The organism is Bradyrhizobium sp. YR681, from assembly GCF_000282615.1.
Lineage (GTDB): Bacteria > Pseudomonadota > Alphaproteobacteria > Rhizobiales > Xanthobacteraceae > Bradyrhizobium.
In genome coordinates, this window is record NZ_AKIY01000205.1 from 66,765 (window position 1) to 83,750 (window position 16,986).

Genomic DNA, 16,986 nt, shown 5'->3' on the forward strand with positions numbered 1-16,986 from the left:
GTCTCAGTTCACCGCATAGACGTCGGGATCGGCGCTCGAACTCGGCTTCTTGAAGGCATTGCGCAGCGCCGGCGATATCGGGACGTTGTAGTTGATGCCGTTCGGCGGCGTCGGTGATTCCAGCCACTTCCTGTAGAGCACCTCGATCTCCGGACTGGCGTAGAGCTCGGCCGTGGCACGATCGGCCAGCGCCTTGAACGGCGCGTCCTCCCGTCGCAACATGATCCCGAAGGGCTCGGCCTTCGAGAACGTCTCGTCGCTGATCATGAACAGCGCCGGCTCCTTCGAGCGTGCAATCGCAACCGCGAGCTGAACGTCGTCGAGCGCATAGGCCTGGGCGCGATCCGTCTCCAGCAGCAGGAAGGCCTCGGCCTGGTCCTTCGCCGGCATGATGTTGATGCCGAGGTTGCGCTCGGTGTTGACCTTGGCAAGCTGCGTGAGGTTGACCGATCCCGCCACCGCCGTGACCGCCTTGCCCTTGAGATCGTCGATGGTGTTGATCTTCGCCGCCTTCTTGGCCGCAAAGCGCGTGGCGCTGAGGAAGTGCGTGTTGGTGAAGGCGACCTGCTTCTGGCGGTCGGCATTGTTGGTGGTGGCCGAGCAATGCAGATCGAGCGTACCGTTGACCATCAACGGAATGCGGTTCGACGAGGTCACGGCGAGGTAGTCGACGGCGATGTCGGGCATGCCAAGCTGCTTCTTCACGGCATCGACGATCTTGAGGCAGATGTCCATGGCAAAGCCGACCGGCTTCTGGTTGCCGTCGAGATAGCTGAAGGGCACCGAGGCCTCCTGGTAGCCCAGCGTGATCTTCCTGGTCTCCTTGACCTTCTGGAGCGTGCCCGACAGGTCTTCGGCTGAAGCTGCGCCCGCGAGACATGTGACGGCCAGCAGAACGGTGGGAAGACGCATCGGGGACTCCTTGAGGGGATTATGGGCCTGCGCCGGCGCGCGGCCGCGCACGGTGTAGCCCAGTGCAAGGCCAATCGCCAGACAAGGTTCCGCCTACCAGCTATCGCGGTTTTATATCGGCCGGACCAAAGGCGGCCTCTCGCTTTATTCGCAGCTGAATTGCTGCTCGAACCAGCCGGACAGCCGCTCCGACAGCGGCGGCCATATCCGCTGGAAGCCTTCGAGCTTGCCGACATTGGCGCGGTACATCGCCCGCAATTCCTGCTCGATGGCCGGCAGGTCGACGCCGGCGCAAACCCCGTCCCTGACGATCGTCTTGCCAGCCACGACGACCTCCTTCACCAGCGATGCGTTGCCGCGCGCAAACAGCAGCGCCATGGGATCGACGGGCATGATCCGGTCGCGATCGAGCCGGTCGAGGTCGATCGCGACGTAGTCGGCTGGGTTGCCTGCCACGAGCTCGCCGCTCCCGGGCGCGCCGGTGGCGCGGCGCCCGTTGCGGATGGCGAGTGCGAACATCTCGGCCGGCGTCCATGTCTGCTTGAAGCCGAGGCCGCCATGGACCATCTGCACCAGCCGCATCTCGCGCAGGATGTCGTCGTCCTCGTCGAGCGCCAGCCCGTCGACGCCGACCGCGATGGCGCAGCCGCATTGATGCGCGGCGGCGATCGGGGCGAGGCCCGAGCGCAGGTGCATGTTGGAGCTGAAATTGGTGACGATGCGAGCGCCTGACGCTGCAATCATTTCCAGCTCGTCCGGCCGCGCGTGGATGCAGTGCGCCAGCGTCAGCCGCTCCGAGAGGAAGCCGATATCGCGCAGCCACCGCACCATGTCAGGGAAATGCCGGTCAGCCCAGGCGCGCTGATACACGGTCTCCAGCAGGTGCATGTGAATGCGACGGCCGGTTTTCTCCGAGTTCTCGGCGACGGCCTCCAGCAGCGGCTTCGAGCACCATTGCACGCCGGCGGGCCCGAGCTGCACGTCGACCATCGGTCCGGCGATAGCAGAGGCAATCGCGTCGGTCAGCTCGATATACGCCTTCGGCGACATCGGCGCGCGGACGAAGAGGTCTTCGACGGTCTTGCGGTCGTCGCCGGGAAGTCCCGCGAGCATCGGCTCTGCATCGCCATAGACGATCGGATTCTGGTCGCGCACCGCGAGTGCAAAGGCCATGCGGATGCCGACATCGGAGGCGGCCCTCGCAATCGCCTTGGCCTCGTCGAGCAAAGGCATCGTTCCGCTCGGACGGGTGTAATGCACCATCATGGAAGCGCAGCCGGCCTTGGCCGAACGAGCCAACGCTGACGCTGCGGTCAGATAAGGATCGACCGGCGTGCCGAGCGCCGTCCGCAGGATCCAGCTTTCGAGTGGCATACCCATCGCGCCGAAGGAGGACGCGGTGGCGCGGGCGTGGTCATGGGCGTTGACGAAGGCGGGAATGACGAAGGAGCGCGGGCCGCTCGCCGCCCCCGCTCCTTCCAAGACGTCGGTGATGACGCCTTCGTCGTGCCGGAGCATGACGTTGTCGTTGACGCCGCGATCGGGACCACGGAACAGGCTGGTTGCCAAAACCTCCGTGGCCATGACCGTCGCTCCAATTTAGTTGGCAGTATACACCAACTCCCGCTCGGCGCGCGGCGGCAGGAACTCGCGCGAGAACACCTCTGCGGGCGTCGGCGCGCGGGCAAGCTGATAGCCTTCCACGACAATGCCGATCGCACGCGTCATGCGGTCGTCCTTGATGTCGCCGATGCCGATGTCCTTCATCTCGGGCGAGACGATCAGCTTGTCGAAGGAATATTGCAGCCGGCGCTTCTCCACCGCGACGTCGATCAGATTGTCGTAGTTCAGCGCCGCCTTCATGCCGGCGTTCTGGTCCTTGGCCACCGCAATCGCGCCCTTGTTGATGGCGCGGACGAGGCCGGCCACCGCCTTCGGGTTCGACGCGATCAGCTTCTTGGAGACCATCACGCCGTTGGAATAGAGGTCGAGACCGTAATCACCGAACGAGAACCATTTGAAATCCTTGTCCGGATCCTGGCGGTTGAGCACCAGGTTGAAATAGCTGGTGATGTTGAAGACCAGGGCTGCATCGATGTCGCCCTTGATCAGCATCGGCTCCTGCAGATTCGGCGCCATGTTGGAGATCTTGATCTTCTCGCCGTCGAGCCCGTTCTTGCGGGTGAACACCGGCAGCAGGCGCGTGGTCGGCGTGCCCTGCGCGCCGCCGAGCGTGTGGCCTTCAAAGTCCTTGATGGTGTTGATGCCGCTGGTCTTCTTGGCGACGATCGCGAACGGCGGCTGATTCCACATCATGTAGACCATGACGGGCGCCTCCTGCGGCTTGGTCGAGGCGTTCTGGATGATCGCATTGACGTCGCCGAAGCCGGCGTCATAGGCACCCGACATCACACGCGTGACGGTCGCACCGGAGCCCTCGCCCTGGTCGATGACGACGTTGAGGCCTTCTTCCTTGAAGAAGCCGTTGTCCTTGGCATAGAAGAACGCGGCATCGCTGCCTTGCGTCTTCCAGCCCAGCGTGAACTTGATCGTCGTTTCCTCGGCCGTGGCGACGCCCGCAGACAGGGCCAATCCCAGCAGCGCGACAGTTACTTTTCTCAACATCGAGACCTCCTCAAGCTTCGTTGCGTGACGGTTCAAGAATTCAGGTGGCAATGACGTCGTTCTTGCGCGTGGCCCAGCCGGTGACGCGCCCTTCGATCAGCGAGAACACGACGTAGAGCGCGACGCCGAGGGCGGCGAGCACGAACAGGCTGGCGAACACCAGCGGCACGTTGAAATTGGAAGACGCAGTCATCATGACGTTGCCGAGGCCGCGGTTGGAGGCGACCGTCTCGGACAGCACCGCGCCGACGAAAGCGTAGGAGATCGCGACCTTCAGCGAGGCGAAGAAGAACGGCATGGTCCTGGGCAGGCCGACATTCCAGAGAATGTCGAACTTACTGGCGCCGAGCGCCTTCAGCACGTCCTCGAGCTCGGGTTCGGTGGTCGCAAGGCCGGTGGCGATGTTGACGACGATCGGGAAGAAGCAGATCGACAGTGCGGTCAGCACCGCCGGCACCGTGCCGGAGCCGAACCACAGCACGAAGATCGGCACCACCGCGACCTTGGGAATCGAGGAGAAGCCGATCAGCAGCGGGTAGCAGGTGTCATAGGCGGTCCTGGAGACGCCGATGATGGCACCGAGGGCAACGCCAAGCGCGACACCGAGGATGAAGCCGAGCATGGTAGTCGCGAGCGTCTGCACGATATGCGGCCACAGCACCGGAAAGCGCTGGTACAAGGTCACGAACACCTGCGACGGTCGCGGCAGCACGAGATCCGACATGCCCGTCATCAGGCAGAACAGCTCCCAGGCGACGAAGAACAGCACGATCAGTCCAGCGGACCAGGCTTTCTGCCTGACGTTGACCCCGAAGATCATGAGCTTGTCCCCTGTTGGGCCGCGGTGCGCGCGTCCTCGATGAAGGCGCGCAGCTTCTGGTTCAACGCGACGAATTCCGGCTCGAAGGTCATGGCGACCGTACGCGGCCGCGCGAATTCGACGCGGCTGTCGTCGAGGATGCGGCCGGGGCGCGCGCTCATCACGCAGATGCGGCTGGCAAGGAAACCCGCCTCGCGCAAATCGTGCGTCACCAGCAGCACGGTCGGCTTGTGCGTCATCCAGAGGTTCTGCAGGATCGCCCACAGCTCCTCGCGGGTGAACTGGTCGAGCGCGCCGAATGGCTCGTCCAGCAGCAGCATGCGCGGCTCGTGGATCAGCGCGCGGCAGAGATTGGCGCGCTGGAGCATGCCGCCGGAGAGCTGCCAGGGATAGCGGCTGCCAAATCCCTTGAGGCCGACCTGCTCCAGGAGCGCATTGGCCTTGTCGCGATATTCGGTCTTGCGCAGCTTGCGGAAGTTGGAACGGAACGGCTCGACGATCTTGAGCGGCAGCATGATGTTCCGCTCGATCGTCATCCACGGCAGCATGGTCGGATTCTGGAACGCCATGCCGACGCGCAGCGCCCGTGCCGCGACCTCGCGGCCGCCGACGATGACGACGCCGCTGGTCGGCTGCACCAGGCCGGAGACGAGACGCAGAATGGTCGATTTGCCGCATCCGGATGGGCCGACCAATGCGACAAACTCGCCGTCGGCGATCCTGAGCGTGGTCTTGGCCAGAGCCGGCACGGCGCGGTCGCCGCGCCCGAAGGTCACGGAGGCCTCGGACAGCTCGATGGCAACGGGGCCGGAGCCTTCGGGAACGGGCCGGCCGTCAAACTGGGCGTTGGGTTGCATGCGCATCACAGCCAAAGTGCATGCAAGCTGGGTGCCAGTCGGCCAGCACCGAGAAATCAACGATTTGGCTAAACCGAGCGCCGGAGGGCCGGACTCGATTTAGGCAATCGAGGCATCAAACTGCATGCAATTGGAGCGCTGAATTGGAGCGGCGCCGTGCTAAAGAGAGCTTTCGACCCTCCCCCGCAAGGATTCGCCGATGGCGGCGCGCCCCACCAGCAAGACTTCTGAATCATCCGACAAGGTCAGCGTCATCTGCCGCGCGCTGCGGCGCGCGATCATCGAGCAGGCGCTGGAGCCCGGCGCAAAACTGCCCGAGGATTCGCTCGGCGAACGCTTCGGCGTCAGCCGCACCATTGCCCGCCACGCGCTGGGGCAGCTTGCCGCCGAGGGCCTGGTCGAGCTCCGTCGCAACCGGATCGCCGTGGTGGCGACGCCGAGCTGGCAGGAGGCGCGCGACGCCTTCGACATTCGCATCCAGCTCGAAGGACTCGTCGTCCGCCAGCTCGCGGGCAAGCTGACCAAGGCGCAGATCGCCGAACTGAACGCCCACGTCGATGCCGAGGACGGCGCGCGCGGCGGCACGGACGCGGTCTCGATTCGCCTGGCCACCGAATTCCACATCTTGCTCGCGCAGATGACGAACAGCCCGATCCTGGTGCGCTATGTCAGCGAGGTCGCCTATCGCTGCTGCCTGACATTGTCGTTGTACAGCCGGCCGCATTCGACCGAATGCGCCATCAACGAGCACCGCGCGATCATCTCGACACTGGCCAAGGGCGACGAGACCAAGGTGATGGAATTGATGCATCATCACCTCGATTCCGTAGCCAATCGCGCATTGGTGGCCCCCACCCCGCAGCGCGGCCGGGATCTGCTCGATATCCTCGCGCCCTATGCCGACGAGGTGACGGGCGACCGCGTCGTCAAGCTGCCGAAAGTCGCGCGAAGAGGTTAAGCTTCGATCCCGCGCTGGACCAGAATGCGCTCGGCGCTGTCATTCCAGACGTCCATCTTCACGATCTGCCCGCCCCTGACGACGAAGCGATCGACATAGCGGTTGCCCTCGAACGGCGTGCCGTCCATCCACTCGCCATAGAGCGTGCCGACGCTGTAGACGACGGTCTCGTCCGCGCCCGGGCAGACATCGAACCGGTCCATCTTCTTCTTGACCCAGCGATAGCGTTTTGCGTTGAAGCCGGTCGGACCGCGCGGATGATCGAACTCGCGCCCGCCGGTGAACGTAATCACCGTGCCCGGCTTCATATAGGCCGCAGCGGCGTCGGGATCGGGTATCATCGAGGCCGTCAGATAGGCTTCGACGATCTCGGCGTCTGTCATCGGGCGGTCGGCTTTGGCAGGGGCGGACATGGCGAATTCTCCGGGCGTGGCGGCATTCTACAATTCGCACCCCAAACTGCATGCACATTTTTTGAACAATTTGCGAGCAGAAATGCACACAATCTGGAGCTGCCCGTTTCCATTCCTTCCGCTAGGCTATCACAGCTGAATCCGATGCCATGACCACGCAGACCGCCTTCGACCTGATCTTCCGCAACGCGCTGTTGCGCTCATCCGCCGCACCCGTCGACATCGGCGTAAAGGGCGGCCGTATCGCCGCGATCGAGCCAAAGCTCGCCTGCGAGGCCGTCGAAGCCGATCTCGGCGGGCGCCTCGCCCTGCCCGGCTTCGTCGACACCCATATCCATCTGGACAAGGCCTGCCTGCTCGGCCGTTGCGGGCATAATCACGGCAGCGTCTCGGAGGCGATCCGCGCCGTCGCCGGGATGAAGAAGGATTTTACGGTCGAGGACGTCTACGCGCGCGGCGCGAAAGTGCTCGAACGCGCCATCGTGCACGGCACGACGCGGATGCGCACGCATGTCGAGATCGACCCGCGCATCGGCCTGCGCGGCTACGAGGCGGTCAAGTCGCTCAAGCGCGACTATGCCTGGGCGATCGACCTGTCGCTCTGCGTCTTCCCGCAGGAAGGCTTGACCAACGATCCCGGCAGCGACGAGCTGCTGGTCCAGGCGCTGCGCGACGGCGGCGAGGCCATCGGCGGCTGTCCCTACATGGACACCGACCCGAACGCGCATCTCGAACGCATCTTCGACCTCGCCCAGGAATTCGACGTCGACGTCGATCTCCATCTCGATTTCGATCTCGATCCCTCCTGGTGGCATCTCGACGAGGTCTGCCGGCAGACCGAGCGGCGCAACTACGGCGGACGCGTCGCGATCGGCCATGCCACAAAACTCTCGGCCTTGCCGCCGGAGCGGCTGAAAGCCGCCACCGCGCAGCTGGCAAAGGCCGGCGTTGCCGTCACCGTACTGCCCGCGACCGATCTCTATCTGATGGGGCGCGAGGCCACCCACAATGCACCGCGCGGACTGACGCTCGCCCACAAGCTCGCAGGCGACGGCGTGCTGTGCTCGGTCGCCACCAACAACGTGCTCAATCCCTTCACGCCCTTTGGCGATGCCTCGCTGCTGCGGATGGCGAATTTCTATGCCAACGTCGCGCATGCCTCGGTGAGCGATTTCGACACCTGCCTCGATCTCGTCACCGAACTGCCGGCGCGGCTGATGAACCTCGGCGATTACGGCCTCAAGGTCGGCAATCCCGCCGATCTCATCGTGCTCGATACCAAGGACAGCCGTTTTGCCATCGCCGAGTTGCCGGACATCGTGATGGGCTTCAAGGCTGGCCGCCAAACGTTCGAGCGGCCCCGGCCTACGCTGTTCCGTCCCAGGGATTGAACGGCGCCAAACGACCAACGGAGGAATAAGATGGCCTTCGACAAACTCTTCCTCAACGCGCGCTTCGACGGTGGCTCTCGCCATCACATCGCGGTCAAGGACGGCCGTATCGCCGCGATCACCCCCGTTGACGCGCCGCCGACCGGTATCGAGACGATCGACCTCAACAACGCCCTCGTCGTATCAGGCTTCGTCGAAGGCCACATCCATCTCGACACCAGCTTCTACGGCGACGCCTGGCGTCCCCACAAGCCGTGCACCAACGGATTCAACGTTCATGAGCGCGTCGCCTTCCAGGCGCAAAACATGGCCGAAGCCGCGCCGATGGATGTGCGTGCGCGCAACCAGCTCGATCTCTGCATCGCCCACGGCACCACGCAGATGCGCAGTCATGTCATGGTCGACGGCTCGGTCGGCCTGAAATCACTCGAGACGATTCTTCGCGTACGCGAAGAGTACAAGGGCCTGATCGACATCCAGCTCGTCGCCTTCCCCCAGAGCGGAGTTCTGGCGAGCCCGGGCACGCCGCAATTGCTGGACGAAGCGATCAGTCTGGGCGCCGACCTCGTCGGCGGGCTCGATCCCGCAAGCTTCGATCGCGATGTCGAGAAGCATCTCGACGTCGTGTTCGGTGTCGCCAGCAAGCACGGCGTCGATGTCGACATCCACCTGCACGACATGGGCACGCTCGGCGCCTTCGAGATCGAGCAGATCGCGGCGCGCACGCGCGCGCTCGGCATGGAGGGACATGTTGCCGTCAGCCACGCCTATGGGCTCGGCGATATCCCGGCGGATTATCTCAAGACAATCGCCGATGTCCTCGCCCGCTCCGGCGTCGCGATCATGACCAATGCACCCGGCGCGCGGCCGTTTCCACCGATCCTCACGCTGCGCAATGCAGGCGTCACCGTGTTCAGCGGCAACGACAACATCCGCGATTCCTGGTGGCCCTATGGCGACGGCGACATGCTGCGCCGGGCGACCACGCTCGGCTATCGCTCGGGCTTCAACATCGACGCGGAACTGCGCGCCGCATTCGACGTCGTCACCGCATCCGGCGCCAAGGCGCTGCGACTCGAGGGCTATGGTCTGCGGGTCGGCGCCAAGGCCGATTTCGTCACGCTGAACGCGGAACACGTGCCGGAGGCAGTGGTTGCGGTGCCCCAGTCCCGCGCTGTCTACAAGGCAGGTATGCTCGTTGCCGCCAATGGTACGATTGTCGGGAAGGCTAACTGACCGCAGGGCCTTTCAGCCCGATTTGCCGTCGATTCATGCCGAAATCCCGAGTCCGGTAGAATCCCGGACCGTAGCCCCAACGCGTTGCGGTAAGGGTCCGGTAATCTTACTAAGACCGTGCACTGACCATCGGCGTTCACGGGGAGTTTGGTTATGTTCAGCGCATTCAGCAGCATCGATTATCAGTCTATACGGGCCAGCACGCCCGCCGAAACGGCCGTCAAGCGGCTGAGTGGGATCGGTGAAGTCCTGTCGAGCCTCGACATCTCGGCCATCCATACGTCGAGCGATATGGCCCGCGCCCTCTGGACGCTCGACACCGCCGACAAGTGCATTCGCATGATCCTGAGCGAGTTCAGGACCGAGCGCACCAAGGACGTCGTCCGCCAAGCCGAAAGCCTGATCGATCTGATCGAGGCTGCCCGTGACGAAGTCTCCAGCTATCGCGGCGACAGCAGGGTCCTGAGCTGAACGCGTTCAGCGTCAGCGCTTGATCCTCGCCAGGATCCGGTCCGCCTCGGTGCGCCAGTCGGCGCTGCGGGCGAATTCCTTGGTACCCTTCGGTCCGAACAAGCCTTCATCGGCGAGATCAGCCACCCAGGCCTGACGCTCGGCCGTGCCCTGAGCCGACCACGGCGTCAGCCCAGCTTCCCGCACGGTCTCGGCGACCTCTCGCACCTCCTCGGCACGGCGGCGGCCGTGCTTGATCACGCGCTGGAAGAAATAGGCGCCCTGCTTCTCCCAATTGATCGTGGGGAAGGTTTCCGCCAGCGAAGCCAGCACCGCATCCTCGACGCCATAGGCGCGCGCGGTGGTGAAGCTCTCGATGACCATGGCTTCCAGACCCTTGATCATGATGCTGCGGCACATCTTCACCGCCGAGGACACGCCGAGCTTGTCGCTGGCAACCTTCGCAGCAAAGCCGATCGCGTTCAGCAGCGGCTCCAGCTCCTTCGCGCCGGGGCCGCCAAGCAGCAGCGGCACCTTGATGCGATACGGCGGCACCGAGGTCATCACGGCGCCCTCGACATAGCGTCCGGCAGCGCCGTCGATCAGTGCCGCGGCGCGCTGCTTGGCGCCGGGCGAGGCTGAATTGAAATCGAGGAACCAGGTGCCCTGGTTGATCGCGGCGGCGCAGGCCTTTGCGACCGGAACGGCCTGGCTCGCCGTGACGGCTGAGATGACGAAATCGGATTTCGCAGTCAGCTCGGCGTGAGAGGCCGCCAGCGCAACGCCGAATTTCGCCGCGTGCTCTTTCAGGGACGCGCCCTGCTCGGTCCCGAGCTTGATGTCGTAGGCCGAGACCTTGATGTCCTGCTGCCGAAGATCCTCGGCCAGAATCCGGCCGACCTCGCCATAGCCGACCAGACCGATCTGCCAGCGCCTGGGATTGTCAGCCATCAGTTCAATCCTCGTGTCGTCTCGTCGAACAGCTCCTCGACCGCGTAGCGGCGCGGGATCAGCGCCTGCTGGAATGCGTAGTCGACGATCAGTTCCAACGGCTTCCTGTTGGCCTCGATCCCGAACGGCACGAGGTCAGGCGTCGCCGCGGGCCCCACCTGCGTCTTGTTCTGCTTGAGCAGATCATAAACGCCCGCAACCACATCGGGGCGCGATTTTGCCAGTTTCTCGGTCACGACCACGAGATGATTGACCGGCACGACGCCGCGGCGCGCGTACCATCTTGCGGCCTCCGCGGCCGGATCGGGAAACAGCGACTTCAGCTTGGGATTATCCGACGTCTCGCCGAGGACGGCATCAAGCTCGCCGTCGAGCAGCATCTGCAGGACTTTCTTGTCCTTCGGCGCACGCTCTGTGGTGTCGACATATTCGGCGACGTGCGGGTCCTCGAACGTCACCCATTTGATCTTGTCGAGGTTGACGCCGTAGTCGTTGGCGAGGATGCCCCTGATCCAGGCACCGGTCGTGGTCGTAAAGGAGCGGATACCGACGCGCTTGCCTTCGAGATCGGACGGGCCGAGCGTTCCATGCGCGGGGTTGTACAGCGCGTAGGAATGCTGGAAGCGGCCGAGCATGGTCGCCGGCAGCAGAACCAGCGGCTTGCCGTGCGCTTTCGCCATCAGATAGGTGACGATCGCCATCTCGCAGACGTCGAAGGCCTGCTCGCGCACCATTGGCTTGAACGCCGTGTTGGTCGGCGTGTATTCGATGAAGTCGAGGTCGAAAAGGTCGGAGCGAAGCTCGCCGCTCTTCACCGCCAGCACATGGGGATGGCTGCCGAGCACGGCCTTCAGCTTGAGACGATCCATCCGCCCGCTCCGCTTCTCTTGTCCCGCTCAGACGTCCTCGGGATTGTCGACATAGACGAGCCCGGCCTTCGCCAGCGCCTCGCGCATGCTGTACATATCGAGGCCGAGCTCGCCCGAGCCAAGCCGCTTGCGCTTGCCGCCTTCGTCCGCGTTGCGCTTCTTCGCCTTCTCGGCGACCTCGGCCGCATAGCGCTTCGGCACCACCACGACGCCGTCGTCATCGGCGACGACGATGTCGCCGGGATCGACATTGACGCCGGCGCAGACCACGGGGATGTTGACCGAGCCGAGCGTGGCCTTGACCGTGCCCTTGGCCGAGACCGCGCGCGACCACACCGGAAAGTTCATCGCGTGCAGCGCCTTGACGTCGCGGCAGCCGGCATCGATGATCAGCCCCTGCACGCCGCGGGCCTGGAGCGAGGTGGCGAGCAGCTCGCCGAACATGCCGTCGGTGTTGTCGGTGGTGCAGCCGACGACGAGGATGTCCCCTTTCTTGCACTGCTCGACCGCGACGTGGATCATCCAGTTGTCGCCGGGCTGCGCTAGCACGGTCACCGCGGGGCCGGCAATCGACGCGCCCGCCCAGACGGGCCGCAAGTAAGGCTTCATCAGGCCGATACGGCCATAGGCCTCGTGCACGGTCGAGACGCCGTATTCCGCCATACCGGCGGGATCGGCACGCTTGATGTTGCGAACGACGACGGGCTTCATGCCAGCTCCTCCGCAACCGTCGGGAACAGGCGCTGGTACGCTTCGCCATAGGTCATGGGCACGCCGGTGTTGCGGCTGCCCTGGATGCCGCGGTTGAGCGCGACGCGCTCGTAATAGCCCCAAAGGTGCTTTTGCGCGGCGAGGATCTGGAACGCCTCGTACTTCTCCTTCCAGACCTCGTCGATCTTGAGCAGCAGGTCCGGCTTGTAATTGCACTGCTCTGGCTGGTGCGGCTCGAACAGGAACACGGGCGGCGCGGAGTATTTGTACTGCGCGCCGGGCTTGTGGCCCATCGCCTGCGCGACCACGCGGGTCTCCTGCGCGAAATGCGCCGCGTTCGGATGGTCGAAATTATAGGGATCTTCCAGCGCGTGAGTCAGCACGAAGCTCGGATTGAGCTCGCGGTAGATGTCGATCATGCGGTCGAAATGCGCCTCGGTGAGCTTGAGCGGATAATCGCCGCAGTCGAAGAACTCGATCTCGGCACCGAGCAGTTTTGCCGCGCGCTCCGCCTCGTCCTTGCGGCCGGCCTTGACCGATTCCAGCGTCGCGCCCTTCTCCTTCCAGGCGAACTGGCTTTCGCCGCGCTCGCCGAAGGACATGCAGACGATCTTCATGCGATAGCCCTTCTTCGCATGCAGCGCGATGGCACCTCCAGCGCGCCAGACGAAGTCTCCGGGATGTGCGGTGACCACGAGACCTGTTTTCATGGGAGAACTCCCCTCTTTCGTTCGCAAGTATCATAAGCTTCCTGCCTCACGCAGGAAGCCAATTCATCAGGCGGTGATGGCCGCAGGTTCCTCGCCGTCGAGCACGCGCCGCAAGCGCTCGCTGTCGAGCGCGCCTTCCCATTTGGCAATCGCGATGGTCGCAACCGCGTTCCCGATCAGATTGGTCGGCGTCAATCCTTGCGACATCAGGCGGTGGATGCCGAGCACCAGCGCGACGCTGGTCACCGGAATGCTGCCGGTCGCCGACAGCGTCGCCGCCAGCACGACGAAGGCGGCGCCCGCGATGCCCGCGGCGCCCTTGGAGGTCACGAGCAGGATCAACAGCAGCTCGACCTGCTCTGCAAGCCCGAACGGCGTGTTGGTTGCCTGCGCCAGGAAGACCGAGGCCGCAGCGAGATAGAGGCACGTCCCGTCGAGATTGAAGGAATAGCCTGTCGGGATCACCAGCCCGACCACGCTCTTCTCGCAGCCCGCCTTCTCCAGCTTGGTCAGCATCCGCGGCAGCACCGTCTCGGACGACGTCGTGGCGATGCAGATCAGCAGCTCTTCCCAGATGTAGCGGATCAGCTTGAGCAGCGAGAAGCCGCAGAGCCGCGCGACGGGACCGAGCGCGACGATAATGAAGATCACGCAGGTCAGGTAGAAGCCGCCCAAGAGCTTGCCGAGCGAGGCCAGCGAGCCGACGCCGAACTTGCCGACCGTGAACGCGATGGCCCCGAATGCGCCGATCGGCGCCGCCCACATCACGAAGCCGACGACGGCGAACACCATCTTGGCGGCGATGTCGATCAGATGGACCAGCGGCGCGGCGCGCTCGCCGAGCTGCACCAGCGCGAAGCCGCACATCACGGAGATAAAGAGCACCTGGAGGATATTGCCCTCGGCAAAGGCGCCGATGAACGTGGCAGGCACGATGTTGAGGAGAAACGGCACGAAGCCGATGACGCTGGTCTGCTTGACATAGGGCTCGATCGCGCTGGCATTGATGCTGGCGGGATCGATGTTCATGCCGACGCCGGGCTTGAGCAGGTTCACCGCGACCAGACCGATGATCAGCGCGATTGTGGTCATGATCTCGAAATAGACGATCGCCTTCACCGCGACGCGCCCTACCCGCGCCATGTCGGCCATATGCGCGATGCCGTGCACGACGGTGCAGAAGATGATCGGCGCGATCAGCATCCGGATCGCCTTGATGAAGGCGTCCCCGAGCGGCTGCATCTTGGCGCCCGCCTCCGGGTTTACGATCCCAAGCGCGATGCCGGCCGCCATGGCGATGAGCACCTGGATCCAGAGCTCCTTCCACCAGGCACGGCCGCGCGGCTTGTCGATCGCGAGCGCCGTCATTGGTCGAACTCGAACAGACGCGCGGGATTGTCGACGAGAATCTTCTGCTGGAACTCCGGCTCCGGCGCGAACAGCGGGATCAAATCGACGAGGTCGCCGTCATTCGGCATCGCCTTGACATTGGGATGCGGCCAGTCGGTGCCCCAGATGACGCGCTCAGGCGCGGTCTCGACGATCTTACGCGCGAACGGCACGGCATCGGTGAATGGCGGGCCGCTGGAGGACACCCGCTCCGAGCCACAGATCTTGACCCAGCACTTCTCGTCGCGCTGCATCAGCTCGATCAGGATCTTGAACGGCAGCTGGTCGAGCCCTTCGGACGCCTTCACCCGGCCCATATGGTCGATGGTGTAGCTCAGCGGCAGCCTCGTCAGCATGTCCGCATATTCAGGCAGGTCGATCGCGTCGAAATGCAGGTCGATGTGCCAGCCGAGCGGCGCGACCATCGCGATGATGCGGTCGAACACACGCTTGTCGGGAACGCCGCCGAGATGGCGGACGAAGTTGAAGCGGCAGCCGCGGAAGCCGCCCTCGTGCAGCACGCGAAGCTCACGTTCGGTGATGCTGTCGTCGATGTTCGCGACCGCGCGATAGGCCCCATTGCTCTGCGCGATGGCATCCAGCGCGACCGTGTTGTCGGTGCCATGCACGCTGGCATTGACGATGACCGCACGCTCCACGCCGAGCTTGGCGTGCAGGATGCGGAAATCCTCCAGCGGCGCGTCCGGCGGCGTGTAGGAACGGTCAGGCGCGTAAGGGTACTTCGCGCCGGGGCCGAAGATGTGGCAATGCGCATCGCACGACAGCTTCGGCAGCTTGAATTTCGGCGTACGCGTGTTGGGATCCGGGGGCGGGATGGTCGGTGTGTACATCATATTCATCAGCTGAACTTGAACAGGCGCGCCGGATTGTCGACCAGCAGCTTCTGCCGGACCTTTGCGTCGGGCGCATAGAGCGGGATCAAATCGACAAGATCGCCGTCATTCGGCATGACCTTGACGTTGGGGTGCGGCCAGTCGGTGCCCCAGATGACACGATCGGGCGCGTTGTCGATCAGGGCCTTGGCGAACGGCACCGCATCGTGGAAGGGCTTGCCGGCGGCGGAGGCGCGCTCCAGGCCCGTGATCTTGACCCAGCACTTCTCGTCCTTCTTCTGGAGATCAAGCAGCGCGGTGAAGCCGGGATCATCAAGCCCCTTCCCCGCCTGCACCGTGCCCATGTGATCGATCACGTAGGGCGTCGGCAGCGCGGTGAGAACAGGCGCAAATTCAGCGATCGTGCCGGGCTCGAAATAGACGTCGATATGCCAGCCGAGTTCGGCGACGCGATGCACGATGCGCTGGAATTTCGTCATGTCGCCGACGCCGCCGAGGCGCTTGAGGAAGGCGAAACGGCAGCCGCAGATACCGCCCTTGTCGAGCGCCGCAAGCTCCTTCTCGGCCATCTCGTCATTGACGTTGGCAATGCCCTTGTAGGTGCCCTCGCTCTGGGCGATGGCATCGGTAACGACGCGGTTGTCGGTGCCATGCACGGTGGCATTGACGATGACGCAGCGCTCGACGCCGATCTTCTGGTGCACGCTGCGGAACGTCTCCAGCGGCGCATCAGCGGTGTTGTAGGGGCGCTTCTCGGCATAGGGATAACGCGACGCCGGCCCGAAGATGTGGGTATGGCTGTCGCAGGACTTTGGCGGCAGCTTGAACGACGGTGTCTTGGGATTCGGGTCCGGCGGCTCGATCGTCGGGATCGCTTTGGGCTCGGCCGACTGCGCATGCGCTTCGCTAGCGAACGCGGCACCGGCCAATCCGGTCAGGAGATGCAAACACTCACGCCTGTTCATTTCCTAAAGCACCCTGTCACATGGTCCGCTTGCGAGCGAAAGCGCCGTTGCGCGCCTTCTCCCGGGCGGTTTCTTTAAGTCTTGCTGCTGACGACCGGCCGTCGCTTCGCCGGTACGGCCTGGTCGAGCGCCGGCGCCTGGAATGCGGCGACGGTCGCCTGCACCAATTGCTCGATGGCGCTGGCGGCATCGCTGCCATCGGCCTCGCCCCGCGACAGGCGCGAGACGCGGTCCGGCGTCACCAGCGAATAATAGAGTGCGCCGAGCAGGAAATGGCTGCGCCAGACGATGTCGGTGCGAGGGACGTGCGGCAGGCTTTCGTGAACCGCATCGATGAAGGCGTGGCTGGTGTCGTCAAAGGTCTGCGCGATGATTTTTCGCGCGACCTCGTTACCTTCGGCCGACATCACGGCGCGCAGCCGCGTAAAACGCGCCCCGCCTCCGGCAAGATCGCTGCCCGAGGTGAAGGCCGGGACCACGTAGGCCCGCACAACCGCTTCCAACCGGTCCTGGAGATCGCGCACGCGCTTGGCGGCGGCGAGCAGCTCGGAACGGCGCAAATTCATCGGCCCGCAATGCCGCCGGTAGATCTCCAGCAGCAGGCCGTCCTTGGTCTTGAAATGATAGGTCACGCTGCCGGGATTAGCGCCGGCCGCCTGTGCGATGTCGCGCACCGAGACGGCATTGAAGCCGTTGGTGGCAAACAGCTCCTCGGCCGCGGCGAGGATCGCCTCGCGCATGTTCGGCTTGCGGGCCGTTTCCTTGCTGGTGGGCTTGCGTACCATGTGATTTGTACTATCGTACAAAAGATCAGGTCTCGTCAACAAAAACCATGGGCGACGTCCGGGGTGGCCGAGAGACCGCCACAACGACGG

At 64.2% G+C, this 16,986-nt stretch carries 18 protein-coding genes; 4 read left to right on the plus strand and 14 right to left on the minus strand.

Features of this window, described 5'->3' with window-relative positions; all coding sequences use genetic code 11:
* Positions 1-3: 3 nt before the first annotated feature.
* The 5 genes from PMI42_RS19850 to PMI42_RS19870 all read right to left on the minus strand — a co-directional run bounded on the left by PMI42_RS19850 (position 4) and on the right by PMI42_RS19870 (position 5,214).
* Positions 4-912 carry an amino acid ABC transporter substrate-binding protein gene (locus tag PMI42_RS19850; RefSeq protein ID WP_008137346.1) on the minus strand — a complete coding sequence of 303 codons (909 nt, stop codon included), beginning with the start codon at positions 910-912 and terminating at the stop codon, positions 4-6.
* A gap of 144 nt (positions 913-1,056) precedes the next feature.
* Positions 1,057-2,496, minus strand: coding sequence for an amidohydrolase family protein (locus PMI42_RS19855; protein ID WP_008137347.1), 1,440 nt, complete (start codon positions 2,494-2,496; stop codon positions 1,057-1,059).
* Between the two features lie 15 nt (positions 2,497-2,511).
* Positions 2,512-3,537 carry an ABC transporter substrate-binding protein gene (locus PMI42_RS19860; protein WP_008137348.1) on the minus strand — a complete coding sequence of 342 codons (1,026 nt, stop codon included), beginning with the start codon at positions 3,535-3,537 and terminating at the stop codon, positions 2,512-2,514.
* A gap of 40 nt (positions 3,538-3,577) precedes the next feature.
* Positions 3,578-4,357 carry an ABC transporter permease gene (locus PMI42_RS19865; RefSeq protein WP_008137349.1) on the minus strand — a complete coding sequence of 260 codons (780 nt, stop codon included), beginning with the start codon at positions 4,355-4,357 and terminating at the stop codon, positions 3,578-3,580.
* A complete protein-coding gene (locus PMI42_RS19870) occupies positions 4,354-5,214 on the minus strand; it encodes an ABC transporter ATP-binding protein (RefSeq protein WP_035966166.1) in 861 nt (286 codons plus the stop codon). The genes PMI42_RS19865 and PMI42_RS19870 overlap by 4 nt, the downstream gene beginning before the upstream one ends.
* Before the next feature lie 199 nt (positions 5,215-5,413).
* On the opposite strand from PMI42_RS19870, the gene PMI42_RS19875 reads away from it, so the two are divergent.
* A complete protein-coding gene (locus tag PMI42_RS19875) occupies positions 5,414-6,172 on the plus strand; it encodes a GntR family transcriptional regulator (protein ID WP_008137353.1) in 759 nt (252 codons plus the stop codon).
* Here PMI42_RS19875 and PMI42_RS19880 read toward each other — a convergent pair.
* Positions 6,169-6,585 carry a nuclear transport factor 2-like protein gene (locus PMI42_RS19880; RefSeq protein WP_008137355.1) on the minus strand — a complete coding sequence of 139 codons (417 nt, stop codon included), beginning with the start codon at positions 6,583-6,585 and terminating at the stop codon, positions 6,169-6,171. The two genes, PMI42_RS19875 and PMI42_RS19880, sit on opposite strands and share 4 nt — an antisense overlap.
* Before the next feature lie 149 nt (positions 6,586-6,734).
* Here PMI42_RS19880 and PMI42_RS19885 point away from each other — a divergent pair, with 149 nt between their 5' ends.
* From PMI42_RS19885 to PMI42_RS19895, 3 genes are all read left to right on the plus strand, one after another.
* Positions 6,735-7,976: an amidohydrolase family protein gene (locus tag PMI42_RS19885; RefSeq protein WP_008137357.1), complete on the plus strand. Its 1,242-nt coding sequence runs from the start codon at positions 6,735-6,737 to the stop codon at positions 7,974-7,976.
* A 30-nt stretch (positions 7,977-8,006) separates the two neighbouring features.
* A complete protein-coding gene (locus PMI42_RS19890) occupies positions 8,007-9,212 on the plus strand; it encodes an amidohydrolase family protein (RefSeq protein WP_008137358.1) in 1,206 nt (401 codons plus the stop codon).
* 153 nt (positions 9,213-9,365) lie between these two features.
* Positions 9,366-9,683, plus strand: coding sequence for a hypothetical protein (locus PMI42_RS19895; RefSeq protein ID WP_008137360.1), 318 nt, complete (start codon positions 9,366-9,368; stop codon positions 9,681-9,683).
* A 12-nt stretch (positions 9,684-9,695) separates the two neighbouring features.
* Here the strand turns inward: PMI42_RS19895 and PMI42_RS19900 are convergent, their stop codons facing one another.
* The 8 genes from PMI42_RS19900 to PMI42_RS19935 form a co-directional block, all read right to left on the minus strand.
* Positions 9,696-10,613 (minus strand): NAD(P)-dependent oxidoreductase, encoded by a 918-nt coding sequence (locus PMI42_RS19900; RefSeq protein WP_008137363.1) that lies wholly within the window; start codon positions 10,611-10,613, stop codon positions 9,696-9,698.
* Positions 10,613-11,482 (minus strand): substrate-binding domain-containing protein, encoded by an 870-nt coding sequence (locus tag PMI42_RS19905; RefSeq protein WP_008137365.1) that lies wholly within the window; start codon positions 11,480-11,482, stop codon positions 10,613-10,615. The genes PMI42_RS19900 and PMI42_RS19905 overlap by 1 nt, the downstream gene beginning before the upstream one ends.
* Positions 11,483-11,509: 27 nt before the next feature.
* Positions 11,510-12,193 (minus strand): 4-carboxy-4-hydroxy-2-oxoadipate aldolase/oxaloacetate decarboxylase, encoded by a 684-nt coding sequence (locus tag PMI42_RS19910; RefSeq protein ID WP_008137367.1) that lies wholly within the window; start codon positions 12,191-12,193, stop codon positions 11,510-11,512.
* On the minus strand, positions 12,190-12,903 hold the full coding sequence (locus PMI42_RS19915) for a PIG-L deacetylase family protein (RefSeq protein WP_008137369.1): 714 nt from the start codon (positions 12,901-12,903) through the stop codon (positions 12,190-12,192). Before PMI42_RS19915 ends, PMI42_RS19910 begins: the two co-directional genes overlap by 4 nt.
* 66 nt (positions 12,904-12,969) lie before the next feature.
* A complete protein-coding gene (gene dctA / locus PMI42_RS19920; RefSeq protein ID WP_008137370.1) occupies positions 12,970-14,271 on the minus strand; it encodes a C4-dicarboxylate transporter DctA in 1,302 nt (433 codons plus the stop codon).
* A complete protein-coding gene (locus tag PMI42_RS19925) occupies positions 14,268-15,152 on the minus strand; it encodes an amidohydrolase family protein (protein WP_008137371.1) in 885 nt (294 codons plus the stop codon). The genes dctA and PMI42_RS19925 overlap by 4 nt, the downstream gene beginning before the upstream one ends.
* Positions 15,152-16,111 (minus strand): amidohydrolase family protein, encoded by a 960-nt coding sequence (locus tag PMI42_RS19930; RefSeq protein ID WP_008137372.1) that lies wholly within the window; start codon positions 16,109-16,111, stop codon positions 15,152-15,154. The genes PMI42_RS19925 and PMI42_RS19930 overlap by 1 nt, the downstream gene beginning before the upstream one ends.
* Positions 16,112-16,185: 74 nt before the next feature.
* Positions 16,186-16,896 carry a TetR/AcrR family transcriptional regulator gene (locus PMI42_RS19935; RefSeq protein WP_008137373.1) on the minus strand — a complete coding sequence of 237 codons (711 nt, stop codon included), beginning with the start codon at positions 16,894-16,896 and terminating at the stop codon, positions 16,186-16,188.
* Positions 16,897-16,986 lie beyond the last annotated feature (90 nt).

Bases quoted from the DNA above. Each gene is read 5' to 3' on its own strand.
- PMI42_RS19910 (WP_008137367.1), bottom strand. From the start codon at position 12,193: ATGAAGCCCGTCGTCGTTCGCAACATCAAGCGTGCCGATCCCGCCGGT.
- PMI42_RS19865 (WP_008137349.1), bottom strand. From the start codon at position 4,357: ATGATCTTCGGGGTCAACGTCAGGCAGAAAGCCTGGTCCGCTGGACTG.
- PMI42_RS19890 (WP_008137358.1), top strand. From the start codon at position 8,007: ATGGCCTTCGACAAACTCTTCCTCAACGCGCGCTTCGACGGTGGCTCT.
- PMI42_RS19900 (WP_008137363.1), bottom strand. From the start codon at position 10,613: ATGGCTGACAATCCCAGGCGCTGGCAGATCGGTCTGGTCGGCTATGGC.
- PMI42_RS19895 (WP_008137360.1), top strand. From the start codon at position 9,366: ATGTTCAGCGCATTCAGCAGCATCGATTATCAGTCTATACGGGCCAGC.
- PMI42_RS19860 (WP_008137348.1), bottom strand. From the start codon at position 3,537: ATGTTGAGAAAAGTAACTGTCGCGCTGCTGGGATTGGCCCTGTCTGCG.
- PMI42_RS19870 (WP_035966166.1), bottom strand. From the start codon at position 5,214: ATGCAACCCAACGCCCAGTTTGACGGCCGGCCCGTTCCCGAAGGCTCC.
- PMI42_RS19935 (WP_008137373.1), bottom strand. From the start codon at position 16,896: ATGGTACGCAAGCCCACCAGCAAGGAAACGGCCCGCAAGCCGAACATG.
- PMI42_RS19850 (WP_008137346.1), bottom strand. From the start codon at position 912: ATGCGTCTTCCCACCGTTCTGCTGGCCGTCACATGTCTCGCGGGCGCA.
- PMI42_RS19905 (WP_008137365.1), bottom strand. From the start codon at position 11,482: ATGGATCGTCTCAAGCTGAAGGCCGTGCTCGGCAGCCATCCCCATGTG.
- dctA (WP_008137370.1), bottom strand. From the start codon at position 14,271: ATGACGGCGCTCGCGATCGACAAGCCGCGCGGCCGTGCCTGGTGGAAG.
- PMI42_RS19855 (WP_008137347.1), bottom strand. From the start codon at position 2,496: ATGGCCACGGAGGTTTTGGCAACCAGCCTGTTCCGTGGTCCCGATCGC.
- PMI42_RS19880 (WP_008137355.1), bottom strand. From the start codon at position 6,585: ATGTCCGCCCCTGCCAAAGCCGACCGCCCGATGACAGACGCCGAGATC.
- PMI42_RS19915 (WP_008137369.1), bottom strand. From the start codon at position 12,903: ATGAAAACAGGTCTCGTGGTCACCGCACATCCCGGAGACTTCGTCTGG.
- PMI42_RS19930 (WP_008137372.1), bottom strand. From the start codon at position 16,111: ATGAACAGGCGTGAGTGTTTGCATCTCCTGACCGGATTGGCCGGTGCC.
- PMI42_RS19925 (WP_008137371.1), bottom strand. From the start codon at position 15,152: ATGAATATGATGTACACACCGACCATCCCGCCCCCGGATCCCAACACG.
- PMI42_RS19885 (WP_008137357.1), top strand. From the start codon at position 6,735: ATGACCACGCAGACCGCCTTCGACCTGATCTTCCGCAACGCGCTGTTG.
- PMI42_RS19875 (WP_008137353.1), top strand. From the start codon at position 5,414: ATGGCGGCGCGCCCCACCAGCAAGACTTCTGAATCATCCGACAAGGTC.